The organism is Lederbergia wuyishanensis (assembly GCF_022900255.1).
Classification (GTDB): domain Bacteria; phylum Bacillota; class Bacilli; order Bacillales; family Bacillaceae_C; genus Lederbergia; species Lederbergia wuyishanensis.
This window is the reverse complement of the sequence record NZ_JALIRM010000004.1, coordinates 16,561-34,274: the sequence shown is the minus strand read 5'-3', so window position 1 is coordinate 34,274 and position 17,714 is coordinate 16,561. Positions and strand designations below refer to the sequence as shown.

Genomic DNA, 17,714 nt, shown 5'->3' with positions numbered 1-17,714 from the left:
ATTGCTTATTTTAATAAACTCTCACATGCTTTTAGCCAAGAAGTGGCCATTAGCATATTCCCCGCCGAATTCATATGAACACCATCAGTTGTCAGCTTATATGTTGTACCCGTTTTCAAATATTCAATAAAATCCTGATGAGTCGGAACGAGAATAGCATCGAATTTTTTAGCAAGTGACCTAACAATCTCTACATATGGAATTAACTTTTGATTTCCTTCAGAATGAACATCTTCGTCGATTACCGTTGGTTCCATTACTATTAGCTGTGCATTCGTTTTTTCTAATAATCCAGTCAAAATCTCTTCAAATTGCTCAGGATAAACTTGTGCCATATCCGGATTATCAAGTTGGCGCCACACATCATTAATTCCGATGGATACTGACACATAATCAGGATTTAAGGAAAGAACATCTTTCTCCCACCTGTCTTGTAGATCTGTTGCACGGTTGCCGCCTATCCCTTTATTAATAATTTCTAGTTGCTTGCTTGGGAACTTTGTCATTAAATAATCATGAATAATTCGAACGTAACCGATTCCCATTCCCTCAGGATCTTCATTTCTACCCCATTCAGTAATGCTGTCACCAATAAATAAAATTCTCGCATTCTCTTTCATCTTTTTCCCTCCAAGTCTATTTATTGAAATACCAATCTTTTAAAACTTCTTCTGCTTTCTTTCCATAAATATCAAAGCCTCTATTATTTTTTGCTTCTTCTAGTGAATATAGCTCCGTGCTCCAATCCCACCAGAAAAAGCCTGAAAACCAAGGCTCGTCCCAAAACGTTTTCATAACAGAGCTATAAAAATTAGCTTGCTCTTCCTCATTGAAAGGCAGGTCTCGATGTTCAAAATCCCACGGCATCATTGCACAGCTTTCTGCGCTTCTGCATCCAATTTCCATAAATACTATTGGCTTATTAAATTTCCTATGAAGATTTTCAATTCTTCCTTTTACCTTTTCCCAGTTTTTCAACATTGTTTCTTCACTGTCACCAGGTTTTTCTCCAACAGGATAATAAGCACTAGTCCCAATAATATCTACTTGATCAAACCATTCAATTCCATCCTCTTTCCCATGATTTGCATTGTAAATGATCGGGCCGCTGTAAACATTTCTAACTCTCTCTACAACCTTAATCCAATGCTCCGTCTGGGATTCGGTCCCCACCATTTCACAGCCTATGCAAAACATTTCACATCCAAGATCTTCTGCCAATTCTGCGTAATGAACGACAAAATTAGCATAAGACTCAAACCATTGCGCCCAATAATCATATGCCTCTTCTGGAAATCCTATTCTAGCTCTCCATAATCCATCTCTTGAGTTAACAACTGGCTTAAGGCATACTTTCAAACCAAGCTCTTTTGCTTTTTTTACCGCAAACATGATATCACTATCTGTCATAGTGAAACCGTAATCAAAAGGAATATCGGTGGAGAAGATGGTGTTTTGGTATGTATAAAAAGACAAGGCAATCCACTCACTACCTGTTTCCTTTAATTTCTCTAACGATTCAACCGCTCTTGGAGTTCGATAGGCCCCTCTTGATGAATTCCAGCCATATGTCATCCCTTTAACAAATAAATCCTTCACAATAATTTTCCCCCGTTATCATATTTATCAGGTGTGATAATCATCATGATGTGACTTTCGTTCTGTAAAATTAATCATAACTTAATCGTTAACCTTAGGCAATTTGTTTTTCAAAAATTTATTATTTTGAAACATGACTTTTGAAAGTTAATATGACATACACTATACTTGCTTTTAAAATACATAAGGGAGATTTTTCAATGACTATCCATTACGAAGATCAATCTAACATATTTCATCTTCAAGCAAAAGATATGAGCTACATCATTCAGATCGTAAATGGAACTCCTGCCCACGCATATTGGGGTAAAAAATTGCGCCACGAAAAGAGTTTGGAACAATTTATTGCTCCTCGCTGGGACGATAAACACAATAGCCTTCCACTAGACGGGCTTCCCCAAGAATATCCCCAATACGGAACTGGTGACTTTAGAAGTCCTGCATACCAAGTTCATTTGTCAGATGGAAGCAGAATAACTGAACTTGTTTATAAAAAACATCGAGTTATTAAAGGAAAACCGAAGTTAGAAGGTCTGCCTGCTGTGTATGTAGAAAACGAAAATGAAGCTGAGACACTTGAACTTGAATTAAGAGATGAATATAGTGGTCTAACTGTTTTCCTTAGTTATACGGTATTTGCAGATCATAATGCTATTGCGAGATCAGTTAAATTTTTAAATGAAGGCGAAGATCCTATTGAGCTATGGCGTGCCCTTAGTGCATCCATTGATTTTCATGATTCAGATTATGAAATGATGTACCTTTCAGGAGCTTGGGCAAGGGAAGCTCAAGTACGTACAAGACCTTTACTTCCCGGCTCTACTAGCATTAATAGTAAACGTGGTGTAAGCAGCCATCAACATAATCCTTTTGTTGTGATTAAGAGGCCAGATGCGAATGAAGATCACGGAGATGTATACGGTTTCAGTCTAGTGTATAGCGGAAGTTTTCTTGCAGAAGCGGAAGTTGATCAATATTTTAATACAAGGATTTCTATTGGAATCAATCCTTTTGATTTTGGCTGGACATTAAATCCAGGAGATCACTTTCAAACACCAGAAACGGTTATGGTATATTCAAGCGAAGGTATAGGAGGTATGTCAAGAACGTACCATAAATTGTATCGCACACGACTTGCAAGAGGAAATTTCCGAGACAAGGAACGTCCAATTCTTGTAAATAACTGGGAAGCAACTTATTTTAATTTTGATGCAGATAAAATTGTATCGATTGCCGAAGCAGGTGCTGAGCTCGGAATTGAACTTTTCGTTTTAGATGATGGCTGGTTTGGAAAAAGGGATGACGATACGACATCTCTCGGTGATTGGTATGAGGATCGTAGAAAATTGCCAAATGGCCTTGAAGATTTAGCAGAGCGTGTTAAAGCCACTGGATTGCAATTCGGACTATGGGTCGAACCTGAAATGGTGTCACCAGAAAGTGAACTTTATAAAAAGCATCCTGATTGGTGCATTCATGTAAAAGATAGGCGAAGAACCTTACAAAGAAACCAATTGGTACTAGATTTTTCTAGAAAAGAAGTACGGGATTATATATTTGAGGTATTAAGTGATATTTTTACAAGGGTCCCTATTTCTTATATCAAATGGGATATGAATCGATATTTAACGGAAATCGGTTCCGTAGATTGGCCTACTAGCCAACAAACTGAAATTGGTCATCGTTATGTTCTTGGATTATATGAATTACTTGAGAGAATCACAACAAAATTCCCGCATATCTTATTCGAAAGCTGTTCAAGTGGTGGAGGCCGTTTTGATCCTGGTATGCTTTTCTACATGCCACAAACATGGACAAGTGATACAACAGATGCGATAGAACGTTTAAGAATACAATACGGGACAAGTATTATTTATCCGAACAGCTCTATGGGTGCACATATTTCTTCTATTCCAAATCATCAAGTTGGAAGAATGACTCCACTTACTACGCGTGGAGATGTTGCGATGTCCGGAAACTTTGGGTACGAAATGGATTTAAGAACTTTTTCAAATGAGGAAAAAGAAATCGCCAAACAGCAAGTTTCATTGTATAAAGAAATTCGCCCACTCGTTCAAAAGGGAGATTTTTATCGTTTGAAAAACCCATTTATAGGTAATGAAGCGGCATGGATGTTCGTTTCAGAGGATCAACGCGAAGCATTAGTCTTTTATTTTAAAGTATTGGCTGAACCACAAATGCTTAATAAACGATTAGTTTTAAAAGGACTGAATCCTGAATTTAACTATGTTTCCGTAAATGACGGTATTGTGTATGGTGGAGACCAACTGCTTAACGCAGGGATTTATTTGCCAAAACTACATGGCGATTATGCTAGTACATGGTTTAAATTACGGGCACAATAAGGAAAGAGAGAGGGCAGCCTCTCTCTTTTAATTTTTCGTTATTTTTTTCACCGAATCCCTGTAAACGATATTTCCTTTTACCTGTACTCTCCCATGTTTCTTATCTTTGTCACGTATTTTTTCATGAATAAATCCGACCGCCGTTCGCGACATTTCTTCAACATTCACTTCAACTGTTGTTAGCCTTGGTTCTGTAATTGTCGCATAAATATCGTTATCAAATCCAACAACGGAGAAATCTTCCGGAACACGATAACCTAAATCTTTCAATTTTGCGATTAAAAGATGTGCGATTTGATCACAATTACATACAAATGCTGTAGGAAGATCCTCAGGGAATTCAAGCTCAACATACTTTCCATGTTCGTCACGATCACTCAAAATATATCTCTCGTTTAGTTTTATATTATGTTCAAGCAAGGATTTATAGTAACCGAGAAATCGATCTTGAATACTGCTAGTCGAATAAATATTGCCGACATACGCAATTTTTTCATGGCCGTTTCGAATCAGGTAATTAGTAATATCATATGCGCCATAAAAATTATCGGTAATGACCGCATCCATATTTGACTCGTCATCATAAAAATCCATGAATACAGTTGGCAGTTCTACCGTTTGCAATTTTTTAATGTAAGGCTTCTTAATTTGCCCTAGTATTATAAAGCCATCAACCTTTTGTTCCAAATAAATTCTCGGAAGCTTTAATTCATCCTCATCTTCAGATCTCAAAATATGCAGGATACCATAATACCCTTGTTCTTCAAGAACTTTTGATATCGATTGATAAAAATTCAAATAAAACGATTGAGCTAAACCTGTAAAACGTTCAGGAATAATAACGCCAATATTGAATGATAGCCCATCTTTCATCGATCTTGCTGCCGTGTTAAATCGATATCCCATTTTTTCTGCTAATTGTTTAATCTTTTCTTTTAATTCATCGCTGACGCCTTCTTTGTCATTCAGTGCTTTAGAAACCGTCACACTGCTGACTCCTATCTTTTCAGCGATATCCCTCATCGTTACATTGTTTTTCATTGATATCCCTCACGTGCACAGCATGCAGCCGTTCATATTATTTCTATAAAAGTTGCTATTATTTTAGCAGGTTCTACTTGGATTATCCTGAAAACCTTTCAATTGTCCGTGTTCTTTTCATAAATTCTAAACAAAATCGCCCGTTATGATAAGAGGCTTTCCACGAATCCGCAATATTTATTTTTTGAGGTTGACCATCTGGATTTACAGCTGAATACCATTCACCGTTTTCGCGTTTGTCAATCAAATACGATTTCATATAGTCCCATAAACCCTTAGTCAGCTTGAGGAATCTTTCATCTCCAGTACGTTCATACGCATTATAAAATCCAACAGCTGCTTCGGCTTGCACCCACCAGACTCTTGTTCGGTCTATTTCATTACCAACTTGTTCATTGACGAGCGATCCATCTTCTTCAATAGCGCAATCTGCAATATTATAAGCAATATCAATTACCATTTGGTTATAAGCTGGATTTTCAATGGCAATCGTTTGGATCGCTTCATCTATTAACCAACTCGCTTCGATATCATGACCAAATGATTTTACATCAATGAGATTGTTCCAATTTTTATCAAAAAACACACCTAGAAACTTTGTTTCTTGTATGTAGATGTTGTCGTGTAAAATGTGAAGAAGATTTTCGATTCTCTCTTGCAATTCAGGGGCTGGCCACGCCTTATATAAGTTCGTATATGCCTCAAGAACATGAATATGAGTGTTCATTGTGATATCAGCTAATATTCCATTACCACTTAACATTTGATTGGGCATATCATTCCATTCCCTATCAAATTCTTCACAGTATGCATTGATTTCACGATTAAATCCTTTTTCTTCAATTAAAAAATAGATAGTTTTGGCCAGTTCAAGCGCTTCTTCATCCTTGGATGCCATAAAATATTCACTACATGAATACACCCCAAATGTTTGTGTGTACACATGCTTTCTCGTATCTTTCGGATCACCCTTGTAATCTAAAAGCCAATAGAGACCTGAAAACTCTTGATCAAATACTTTTTCTTTTAGAAAACGGAATAATTTCTTCGCCGCTTCCAGGTACTCTGGATTACCCGTTGCACGATATGCAGCTGAAAAAGTCCAAAGAAATCTCGCTGTAACAATACCACTTTTATCAGCCTCTTCGTTTACCGTCAAATCATAATCTACTAATCCGTATAGACCGCCATACTCTTTGTCTTGTAGCTTTAACCAAAACGGGAGAATATGCTCAGTCAACTCTCGTGTCACTTCTTCTTTTAATTTGATCAAATGCTTCCCCCCCATATAAGGAGTATTAATTTATCGATAACTTTATTAATAAATATTACTTCTTGCATAGTAAAAAGTCAATGTAAGCGCTTTATAAAGATAAAGAGAAACAAAAGATTATTTGAGGTAGTGGCGTTATTAAACCTATTTTGCAGATTAATTACCTTTGTAACTGAAATAATGAGAGACTACGATCACCGATATGGCGATTGGTTACCTTTGTAAACAAGATCATGAAGGTCTAGGTCACCAATACTGGGATTGTTACCTTGGTTAACGAATTCACGAACCACAAGGGCAGCATTACGGAAATTGGTTACCTTCATAAACAAAATCATGAAGGTCAGGTCACCAATACATACTTTGATGAACATCATTTAGATCCTAATTCGAACGTAATCCCTTACTATTTCAAGTATGGTTGAAAATACTACTTGGAAATAAACTTTGGATAAGAATCCTCTCTAAAATCGAACCATTTAATATCCAAATCTACTACAAAAACATAACAAAAAAAGCCATCCCTATTCGAAATGGGACGGCCGTTTTCATGTACATTGTTTATACAACTTTTGATTTTATTTCATTGGGATTGACGATGACTATTTTTCCATCTTCTAGTTCCATTCTTACTTTGTTTGTTTCGGAAATTCCGATGGCTTCTAAGTAACTTTCTGGTACTTGGATTCTTCTTGCACTATCGAGGACTGCCAATTCCACGTGTGTATCCTCTTCCATACCGTCATCGCTGCTTTCGTTCTCGTCATTATTTATATAGTACGATTTACGTAAGATCTCACTAGATGTTTTTCCGTCACGAATGGCAACGACACGATCCATTTTTCTCGTAAGCTGGGTATCATGGGTAACAATAACGATTGTTACTCCAAGTTCCCTGTTTAAATTACGAAAAACGTCTAAGATGATATCGGCTGTTTTCACATCCACGCTTCCCGTCGGTTCGTCTGCCAATACTAGTTTGGGATTATTGGCAAGGGAGATGGCGATTGCCACCCGTTGCTGTTCACCGCCGGACAGTGCACTTAGTTTGTTATTAATTCGATGGCCCATTCCGACCATTTCTAATAACTCTTTTGCACGTTCACGTTTATGGCGTCCTTTTATTAACATCGGCAGCTCGACATTTTCAATTGCCGTCAAGTAAGGGATCAAGTTACGGGCATTATTTTGCCAAACAAAGCCGACTGTTTCGAGTTTATATTTCACTAAATCTTTATCGGATAAACGGAGCAGATCCTTACCGCCTACGATTAGCTTCCCAGCTGTTGGACGGTCCAATCCACCAAGCATGTTAAGTAATGTGGATTTTCCACTACCACTACTTCCGATAATCCCCATTATTTCACCTTGCTCAACTCTTAGATCCAGTCCTTGCAATGCGATAACTTCATGATCATCATCAATCTTATAGATTTTCATTAAATTTTGGCAATCGATCATTAATCTTCACCTAACTTTATGGCTTGATGAATTTTTATTTTTCTCAAGAAGCCGATTAATATAGCGGATCCTAAAATTAGCATAGCAGCAGCAAAAATATAGATCTTCGCCTCATCGCTTGCATTGGAAATTACAGTAAATGGCGGCATTAAGTCCCTTACATTCAACGAAAGCTTGAATAATGGAACGTATAATTGACTTGTTATTCCTCCTACAATGATTCCGAGTATACAAGCAAAGCCCGAAGTCAAGAGTTGTTCAGAAACTAGTATCCCGACTAATTTTGGCATTGGAATTCCCATTGCCCTGTAAATTCCATATTGTAGTGTTCTTGATTTGATCGTCAGCACCCAATATAAGAGGAATCCGATAAACGAGATCAATAACGATATAAGGAACCCTAATGTCATTGTACCATTTAATCCTAACAACAATGCTCCATTTTTCAAATCGGTTATTTGCGGATTCACATCGTTCATGACAGTTACTGGTATTTTAGCGTCCTTAACCTCTTGATAAAACTCAGCACGAGTAGTATCTGGTTTCAATTTCAACCAAACCTCATAAGGTTCCAGTCCAAGCATATTTTGAACATATGGCAGGTTGGCTACAATCAGCGCTCCTTCGGATTTGCTATCATCTACCTTTGCAAGAGGATTAAACGATGGCCAATAATCAATAATTCCATATACTACAAATTCACCGTAGTCGGAACCTGCCCATTGCATCGTAATATAATCACCTTGCTTTAAATCTAAGGATTCAGCTGCTTTTTTCGAAACAAGTACAGCACTTGGCTCCTTCGCAATCAAGTTCAAATATTGATACCAATGATGCGGCAGTAAAGAAGGCTTAAACCATGCTGTTTCCCCAAAAGCTTTCGGTTCAATTGCCATTAAAGTGGGGTAATGGATACTTTTTCCACTTGGAGTTGTAACGGATACCGAATTCTTTTTAAATACTTTAGCAGCGTGCTCTACATGTTTTAACTTTTGAATAGGATCAAATGGTGGTTCCGTATAAACGACTGGTTCAACTTCCGCTAAACCAGCACCATTCGAATCTCCACCGCCCCCTTCTGGTCCACTTGGACTTGGAGGCATATAACCACTACTTAATGGACGGCTGCTTTCCCATCTTAATAGCATGCGGACTTCCGAACCATTTTTATAAAGCAACTGTTCTTCCAAATTTGTGTTTATGGTTCTGGCTGCACTCGCGCTGAACACACCCATTCCGATCGTCATTACAAGAAACAACATAAGAAATTGGTATTGCTTCGTTGACCTACTTACTTGTAAAAATGTACTATACAACGATACTGGCCAAAACTTTTCTCCAATTTTATAAATTAACTTCAATATCAATGGATAAATTCTTAATGCTACTAAACCTAACCCAATGATGAAAAGAGCCGGCATGAAAAAAAGTTCAGGATCAATCATAATATCGGAACTCTCAACATCAAGAGATTGTAAAAACTTCTGACTACGGTTAAAAGAAACGAGTCCATAAATGGCTATTCCAAGTACAGCAAATTCAAAAACAATTGAATACCAAGGTACCTTACCAACATCCCTCGCAATTTGCTGTTTATGACTGACAATACTTTGACCGGAAGCTCTATAGACTGGAATCATAATCATCACGATAGAAGCTAATACGGCTAGCAATGCATAAAGATATGCTTTTGCGGAAATTTTGACTGGCAATGCTGATCTTTGAATAAATTCAAGGAAACCATTGGAAGCACCGAGTAATTTACAAAGCTGCAAACCTATGATAGGACCTATTAAAAGCGCAAGCGCTCCTAGAATGGCTATTTCAATAAAATAGATTCCTAGAATCTGAAAACGACTCGCTCCCCTACTAGTAAAAACGGCTATCTCATTTAATTGTCGTTCAATAATTAAGCGGGAAATCATATATAAATAAATGGCTAGCATGATGAGAACCGGAACATTCAATGACCAGAGCATTGTCGTCATTTGCTTTCCTTTAGTATCATATGATTTTAAAATAGTACTAATTGGAAAATTAAATAAAAGAGTTGCTTTTTTCACACTAGCAATTTGAGACTTCATTTTATTTGAAAGAGAAAGCAATGCCGGAAAATGCTCACTTGTTATTTGTTGATAATCGAATGCCGTGCTAAATCTTCCAATACCTAAAATCTCTTCATGGTTTTTAACTAATTCATTTTTAAACCATTTTTCGTTAACAATAAAATCATCACTAAATGATTGAGGTAATAGCGCCCAGTACGGATTTTCTTCTGATTTAGGCTGAAACGTTCCGACCGGCATGACGGTAAACTTGTGATTCTCATTTCCTATAATGAATTTAGTTCCGAGAACCATACTTCGTTTTACAAGTGCCGTTTCAGATACTAGTACTTCCACAACCCCATCGGTTGTCTTATCACTAGGATATGTACCGTCTGAAATGGTAATATGCTTCTCTAACCCAGTAATCATCAGCAGTTTTGCCGCATTTTGAGACTGGCCTCTTCTCTCCTCATCCTCATACATTGTTCTAAGTGGAGTGGTTCCGATTAAATTGACATCCGCTAATATAGGCAATCCGACATTATTAATGTTAGTCTCTTTAATCTGTTCAACTTTACTTAATGCTTCTGCAGGATTTTTAACAATCGCTTGAGCAAATGAATCCGAAAAAGAAAATTCTCCTGGATATTGATTTTTTTTCACTTGATGGTCTTCTAATTCTCGAATCAATAATTTTTGTAAAACGCTGGAAGTATAAGTTGGAATACTGGAGACTAATGATACGGTAATGATCAAACCGAGGAATAAGCTTCCAGTTAGCCAACGATTGTTCAGCATTTTACGAAAAATTAATTTTATAATTGCCACGGGCTTATCCCTCCTACTTTAAGATGATGACGTCCCCTTCATTGAGTCCTTTCAACACTTCCACTTCTGTAGAGGAAATAATTCCGACTTCAATATCGACCTCACGTTTTGTATTGTCTACCATGACTTGAACATAGTTTCTTCCGACAGTCGTACGAAGACCATTCTTCGGAATAATTAATGTATCCTTTTTCTTTGCAGTGATAATTTCAATTCCAGCAATATCTCCAACTTTTATTTCTTCAGGTAGTTTTTCTGCCTCTACTAAGATCGATTTACTATAAAGATCAGGGTTTTTTTCATATATATCAGCTGGAACATCTTTTGGTGTTTGTACAACTTTTCCTTTTATATCTTCACCTTTTATGTTGGTGATTACATCCATTCCAAGTTTTACATCAGCAAGATCGTTAGCATTTATTGCCGTATATTGAATTTGCAATTGAGTTGTTTCCGCTACTTGGAATAAAGATTCATAAGCAGGTACGCCTTGTCCTTGTCGAATTTCAGTAACATATGTAATGACTCCATCTATCGGAGATACAATTTTTGACTCAGCTAACTGATTATTCATAAAATACAGTCGGTTATTAATACTTTGGATATCTAGTTTTCCCATTTCAATAGAATATTTATCATCTTGATGTGCTTCCATTTGCTGAAGTCTAAGCTGAGCTTTTTTCAAATCAATATAAGCTTGGTCTATTTCAAAAGCTAGATTCCCTGTCTCTAATTCTGCAAGGGTTTGGCCTTTCTTAACTAGATCTCCTTCTCTAACACTAATCTTCTTTAAACGTCCGCCATCTTTTGTATAATATAAATCATGATGACTAGTTGGAACCATTGTCCCTGATCCTTTAACTCTTTTTATAATTTCGCCTTTTTTCACCTCGGCCGTTTCATAATCAAGCTTCGCAGGTTCAACGAGCGGAGGAGCCAATACTGGTTCTTCTTTAGGTAAAAAAGAACATCCACCTAAAAAGATTGAAAGTAAGGCAAAAACCCCTAGTAAAAAGTAAACTTTTATTCTATTAGATGATGATTTCTTGTTTATCTTTTGCAATTTTCCGATCCTCCAATGTATAAACATGTTCTATTATTTCAAGAATACCAGGATCATGAGTCGTCATCACGATCGTTGTCGTTTTGCTTTTCACCAGTTCCTGAAAAGCACTAATAATATGGAAAGCCATTTTTGTATCTAATTCAGCTGTAGGCTCATCTGCAAGTAAAAGTGCTGGTTTTGTTGCAATAGCTCTTGCTATAGCAACCCTTTGCTGCTCTCCGCCGGAAATTTCATACGGACGATGTTTCGCACGTTTGGACAATCCAACAAGCTCTAATGACTCATTTATTTTCTCTGCCCATTCGCCACGCGGCACTCCAGCAATTCTAAGTCCGAACTCAATATTTTCTTCAACAGTCATTAAAGGAACAAGTCCATAGGATTGGAACACAAACCCCATCTTTTTCCTTCGCAACTCCGAACGCTGTTTTTCATTGTATTTACTGATTGGGTTTCCTTCTATGTATATCTCCCCATCAGTTGGCTTATCTAGTGCACCGATTAAATTAAGCAAAGTTGTTTTTCCAGAACCAGACCTTCCTCTTAGAGCAACCAACTGATATGGCTCAATCGTTAAATTAATTTGGTCCAAAATATCTACTTTTTTATTTCCAGATCCAAATGACTTACTTATATTTTCGACTTTTACAACCGGTTCCATTTTCACAGCACCTTTCTATCCTTTCTGGATGCTAAACTCTCAAACTTTTAAACAACCACCCCTTTATCACCCTAACTGTCTGTAGTCAGCGCTTACAAGAATATTGAAATAAAATTTAACTATATTACTTTAGTCTTAAAATTATGTCAGTTTTCGCATAACTTTATCATATTATTGATAATTCTATACGTCAATGCAATTTTACAAGTATATTACAATATTGGAAAAGCACAGGGCGGCCCTTATCCGTCCGAGCATGTTTTAAGCGATAAAACCCGTAGCTGGATAAAAAACACATTTTTAGAGTTTAACAATAATCTCTCATTAATTTATATAAAGGCTGTCCCTTAATCTAAAATCCTCAGCTTTTAGATCAAAGGGTACAGCCTTTGGAATTAATACTTATTTCTCATTCACCCAAACTAGCATTTCTCCTGGATCACGATTACACCAAGCAAAATATGGGATGGCTGATAACCTATGTGGTTTAAATGTTTCTTCAGCTGGTTTATATAAGGCTGGACCCCATTCTGAATCTTCTAATCTACTAGCTTCTGCCTCGATTACGACTATACCACCTAATAGTTCGCTATCAAAATGTGCTTCCAATCTAGTACTCTTTGGCAAAAAGATATTCGGCAAGTTAGTACCGTTATCTACTTCTTCAAGGCAGTACACTACAGGACCTCTCTGCAAAGCTGTTTTCCCAGCGTTTTCTCTTACACGTGGGTGTGCTTTAATCCGCTCTATCGGCATGTCTAATATAAGATCAATATAATCATTTTCACTCCATGTTCGATTCAAATAAACATATCCGTTAACGGTATTTTCGATCGCTACGTTTTCTCCATTTACTTTTAGTTGCGCTTTCCTGCACCAACCAGGGATTCTTAATGCAATCAAAAATTCTGTGGGTTCTTCAGGAGAAACAGATATGGAGACTGTTCCATCCCATGGGTACTCTGTTTTCTGTGTAATGGTGACTTTTCTGCCTTTTACATCGAATTCCGCTTCGTTCCCCATATAAAGATTTACAAAAATTCCATCATTGCGCTCTGTATAAATATATTGACCAATTGAACTGATTAACCTAGCTAGATTGGGTGGACAGCAAGCACAATTGAACCATTTTTGGCGAACTGGTTTCACATGTCTTTTATCGTGCCTTGAACAAGCATCCGGCCAAACCTCTAGTGGATTTACATAAAAAAACTTTTTTCCATCGAGGTCCATTCCACTTATTGTTCCATTATATAGAGCTCTTTCCATCACGTCGGCATATGACGAATTTGCTTCTAAATTAAGCATTCTTCTAGCCCAAAACACTAATCCAATGGAAGCACATGTTTCTGTGTAAGAGAGGTCATTCGGGAGGTCGTAATCGAAACTAAATGCCTCACCAAACTCACTAGATCCAACCCCTGCTGTTATGTACATTTGCTTATTCGTCACATTCTCCCAAAGACGCTTGCACGCTTCTTTTAAAGAGTCGTCACCTAACTTTTCAGCAAGATCTGCCATCGCTGCGTACATATACATTGCACGAACAGAATGGCCAACCGCTTCTTTTTGCTCGCGGACAGGTAAATGGGACTGGCTGTACTTATAACTGCTAAAATACCAAAATGGTTTAGTATCACCTCTTGCTTCGCTTTCTCTATCAAAAAAATGTGGTTCTTTCCCACGCTCTTCAATAAAAAACTGACTCAAATTTAAGTATTTTTTATTTCCAGTTACTTCATATAATTTAACTAGTGCGAGTTCGATTTTCTGGTGACCATCGTATCCTTTGATTTTCCCTTCTTGTTCTCCAAAAACAGAATCAATATAATCTGCAAATCTGCACATGATATCCAATAATGTACGTTTACCCGTCGCTTCATAGTAGGCAACAGCTGCTTCAATCATATGACCCGCACAATATAATTCATGTTGATCTCGTAAGTTCGTCCATCTAGCATTTGGTTCTTTTACAGTAAAATATGTGTTCAAATAACCATCTTCCTGCTGCGCTCTACCAAGTAATTCAATTAATTTATCTGACGTTTTTTCCAGTTCAGGATTTGGATCCGCTGCCAAACTATATGCAACAGCTTCTAACCATTTCGCAACATCACTGTCTTGAAAAACAAACCCATGAAACTCTCCTTCTGCTTCACCAGCTGCAATTCGAATATTTTCAATTGCATGGCTTTTAGCTGCTCCTTCTATACGATCATTTAAAGCCTCCCACTGATAAGGGATAACTTCGTCACGAACAACATCCATATACCTGCGCCAGAACGAATCAGTTACTTTTGGTTGACCTGCCATCTTTTTCAGCTCCTATGAATTTTTATTCTATAAAATTCTATTTACTGACTGAGCTTGATGTTATAACATTTCAACATTGTAAAACGATTTCTTAATAAATGGGCTTCCTTTAAACTTCTTTCAACTAATTCATTGTTAATGCCTAATTCTTCGGGCGTCGACGGACCACCTACCTTTTTTAAAAGGCCAGCTACTTGCTCAGTTGTAGGTATCGATGAAATAATCTCAGCTATTTTTTCGCTTCGATTGTTTAATGCTTTTGGTAAAAGCTCCCCTGATGAAAACCAATCACGGTAAAGATTTGCGAGAAGAACGGAACTGACCCCGACCTTTGCACCGTGTAACACTTGGTGACGGTTCTTTTGTAAAAATTCCATTTCCCAGTAATGTGAAAGATGATGTTCTCCGCCAGATGCGGGATGTGATTGTCCAAACAAAAGCATGGCAAGTCCCGACTGAATGAGGGAAGCAAGTAAAATGCGAATTCCTTCTTCTTCCCCTAGAGCTATTTCATCTACTTTTTCTACACAATTTTCTAAAGCTTCCTTCGTAAGAGATGCAGCAAGTGGACAAAATGGTTCGTCAGCTATCAATCTACCAAAATTCCAATCAGCAAGTGATGTGTATTTTGCCAACATATCACCAAATCCAGCCGCAGTCATTTCTTTTGGTGCATTCATAAGCACTTCAATATCTGCAAAAAGAGCGATCGGAGATACAGTTTGAAACGTCTTTTTTACTCCACGGACTATTAGTGGAGCACCTAAGGAAGTAAAACCATCTACCGAAGCCGCTGTCGGAATCGAAATAAAAGGTTTTCCTGATTTAGCACTACAAAATCTTGTAATATCGTGAATCGTACCAGAGCCAACAGCTAAGAGGGCATCGATGCTGTTATCGATTTCCAATAGTGCTTGTACAATGGCTACTTCATCAGCCACTATATCTCCGATTTTATTTGATTCAATAATACATACCGAATATTCAAAATTTAATTCTCGCAAAGTGTTCCCCAGTTTTTCTCCTGCAGCAACATATGTGTTTTGATCCGCTAATAAAAGGACACGCTTAAACTTTTTTTCTAAAAGAAATGATGAGCATTTTGCAAAAGCATCGGTCCCAATAAACATCGTTTCAATCGAAATATGATTATGGTTATTACCACAATTACATGTCTTACCTAAAGCTTCTATTTCCGCAATCATTTCTTCCAAATTCATAAAAGCCTTCCTTTCGCTTTACTTGTACGAACATGTTACCATTTTTCGCTTGATAGTTCAATTGTTTATGGGAGTTATTCTAGTTGTTTTACAATAAAAGTAAAATAAACTTTTCCAAATCTGAATACCTGTACGCATAAGCGCTTAAAACTAATATAGTAGAAACAATCTAAACTTTAAAACACACTTACCCTTTCTTATTTTTGATTAGAATAAGAAGAAAATTGACAAGTATTACAAAAAACTCCCCATATAAGTACTCTTTCTACTTTTGAGGAGTTTTTTTTATTACGTTTGTTAACCTCATTACACATTCATGTTCTAAGTCAATCTATTTCAATCTTTAAAACAACGGGATATAAACTTTGTACTGTCTTAGTTTGAATAACTAGTGCTTCCTCATTTCTCTCCCAAGAAGGTTGCTCATTAAAGCCAATAATACTTACATTCTTAATAATCCCATGGAAATATGTTGATTTTTCTTTAAGTGATTTTATTTGGACTTGCCCATCCTCAGGAAAAACTAATATGGTCGCATATAAATAGCTTCCTTTGCTTGTAAAACGAATATCTTCACTAGTAAACTTTTTAGCTGTATGGTCAGTAAATTGACCCTCCTCTACTTGAGTAGGTCCTTCTCCAAAAATCCTCCAGTAAGAAGTATCGTAAATAGCTTCACCGTTCACTTTTAACCAATCACCAATAGCCATTAAGATGTTTTTGTCTTCTTCTGGAATCGTGCCGTCTGCTTTTGGTCCGATATTTAATAGAAGACTTCCATTTTTACTAACGATATCTACTAAATCTTGAATGATTTCTATGGGTGATTTGTAATTGTTATTAGGAGTATAGCACCAAGAATTGCGTGCAACTGCTGTATCTGTTTGCCAAAAATATGGCTTCATATCCGAGAATTGTCCTCTTTCTACATCTGGAACGGCTGTACCTAACATGAATGCATCGTGTTTATAGTTGATAGCTACATCATATCCCCACTCAGCCGCTCGATTATAATAATAAGCCGCAAACTTTTTAATATAGGATTTAAAGGCAGAATGATGAATCCACCAATCAAAATAGAAAATTTTTGGTTGATAACGATCTACTAATTCACAGCAACGAATCAACCAGTCTTCTAAATACTCTTGATTTGGTGGAGAATCATATAAATCCTGAAATTCTGGTTCTCGACTAGCTGGCCAGTAAAAGTCCCCTACTTTAAGCGGTTCTTTAATATCGGAATCAAATTCCTTCCCATGTGACATAAAGAACCAGTGTTCAGCTCTATGAGAAGAAACACATAACTGTAAGTCCTGTTTTTCAAAGGCTTCTTTCATCTCTCCTAAAAGATCTCTTTTAGGTCCCATTTCAAAAGAATTAAATGATGATATATCACTCTTATACATTTGAAAACCATCATGATGTTCCGCTACTGGCATTATGTATCTTGCACCAGATGCCTTAAATAAATCTGCCCATTCACTTGCATTAAAATTTTCTGCTTTAAATAAAGGGATAAAATCTTTATAACCGAATTCTTTATGTTCTCCATATACTTCAATATGGTGTTTATACTCATCAGTTCCTTGGATATACATATTTCTGGGATACCATTCATTTTTAAAAGCTGGGACAGCATACACTCCCCAATGAATAAAAATTCCAAACTTTGCACTACGGTACCAATTAGGAACTTTAAACTCGGATAGTGAATTCCAATCAGGTTTGAATGGACCATTCGCAATAACTTCATCAATAGTTTTTAGATACTCTTCTTTTTTCATTTTAGAATCCCCTCCAAAAGTAGTCGGGTTTGTAGACCAGACCTATTTTAAAAC

The 17,714-nt window shown here is 36.9% G+C and carries 12 protein-coding genes; 1 reads left to right on the top strand and 11 read right to left on the bottom strand.

Annotated features, from left to right (window positions below):
• Positions 1-5 precede the first annotated feature (5 nt).
• Together MT489_RS08740 and MT489_RS08735 are read right to left on the bottom strand one after the other, a co-directional pair.
• Positions 6-620 (bottom strand): SGNH/GDSL hydrolase family protein, encoded by a 615-nt coding sequence (locus MT489_RS08740; protein WP_244681161.1) that lies wholly within the window; start codon positions 618-620, stop codon positions 6-8.
• A gap of 16 nt (positions 621-636) precedes the next feature.
• Entirely contained in the window at positions 637-1,599 is a 963-nt protein-coding gene (locus tag MT489_RS08735) for a glycoside hydrolase family 113 (protein ID WP_244681160.1), read from the bottom strand.
• A 200-nt stretch (positions 1,600-1,799) separates the two neighbouring features.
• Between MT489_RS08735 and MT489_RS08730 the strand changes: the two genes are divergently transcribed.
• Positions 1,800-3,965 (top strand): alpha-galactosidase, encoded by a 2,166-nt coding sequence (locus MT489_RS08730; protein WP_244681159.1) that lies wholly within the window; start codon positions 1,800-1,802, stop codon positions 3,963-3,965.
• 27 nt (positions 3,966-3,992) lie between these two features.
• Here the strand turns inward: MT489_RS08730 and MT489_RS08725 are convergent, their stop codons facing one another.
• From MT489_RS08725 to MT489_RS08685, 9 genes are all read right to left on the bottom strand, one after another.
• Positions 3,993-5,006 (bottom strand): substrate-binding domain-containing protein, encoded by a 1,014-nt coding sequence (locus MT489_RS08725; RefSeq protein WP_244681158.1) that lies wholly within the window; start codon positions 5,004-5,006, stop codon positions 3,993-3,995.
• A gap of 82 nt (positions 5,007-5,088) precedes the next feature.
• Positions 5,089-6,279, bottom strand: a complete 1,191-nt coding sequence (locus MT489_RS08720; RefSeq protein WP_244681157.1) for an AGE family epimerase/isomerase — start codon at positions 6,277-6,279, stop codon at positions 5,089-5,091.
• Positions 6,280-6,840: 561 nt separating this feature from the next.
• Positions 6,841-7,740 carry an ABC transporter ATP-binding protein gene (locus tag MT489_RS08715; RefSeq protein WP_244681156.1) on the bottom strand — a complete coding sequence of 300 codons (900 nt, stop codon included), beginning with the start codon at positions 7,738-7,740 and terminating at the stop codon, positions 6,841-6,843.
• Positions 7,740-10,616, bottom strand: coding sequence for an ABC transporter permease (locus MT489_RS08710; protein WP_244681155.1), 2,877 nt, complete (start codon positions 10,614-10,616; stop codon positions 7,740-7,742). Before MT489_RS08710 ends, MT489_RS08715 begins: the two co-directional genes overlap by 1 nt.
• Before the next feature lie 13 nt (positions 10,617-10,629).
• Complete coding sequence (locus MT489_RS08705; protein WP_244681154.1) at positions 10,630-11,679, bottom strand: efflux RND transporter periplasmic adaptor subunit; 1,050 nt, start codon at positions 11,677-11,679, stop codon at positions 10,630-10,632.
• Positions 11,648-12,343 (bottom strand): ABC transporter ATP-binding protein, encoded by a 696-nt coding sequence (locus MT489_RS08700; RefSeq protein ID WP_244681153.1) that lies wholly within the window; start codon positions 12,341-12,343, stop codon positions 11,648-11,650. Before MT489_RS08700 ends, MT489_RS08705 begins: the two co-directional genes overlap by 32 nt.
• Positions 12,344-12,745: 402 nt before the next feature.
• Complete coding sequence (locus tag MT489_RS08695) at positions 12,746-14,656, bottom strand: glycoside hydrolase family 127 protein (RefSeq protein WP_244681152.1); 1,911 nt, start codon at positions 14,654-14,656, stop codon at positions 12,746-12,748.
• Positions 14,657-14,697: 41 nt separating this feature from the next.
• Positions 14,698-15,876: a sn-glycerol-1-phosphate dehydrogenase gene (locus MT489_RS08690; RefSeq protein ID WP_244681151.1), complete on the bottom strand. Its 1,179-nt coding sequence runs from the start codon at positions 15,874-15,876 to the stop codon at positions 14,698-14,700.
• 326 nt (positions 15,877-16,202) lie between these two features.
• A complete protein-coding gene (locus MT489_RS08685) occupies positions 16,203-17,660 on the bottom strand; it encodes an alpha-L-fucosidase (RefSeq protein WP_244681150.1) in 1,458 nt (485 codons plus the stop codon).
• Positions 17,661-17,714: the final 54 nt, after the last annotated feature.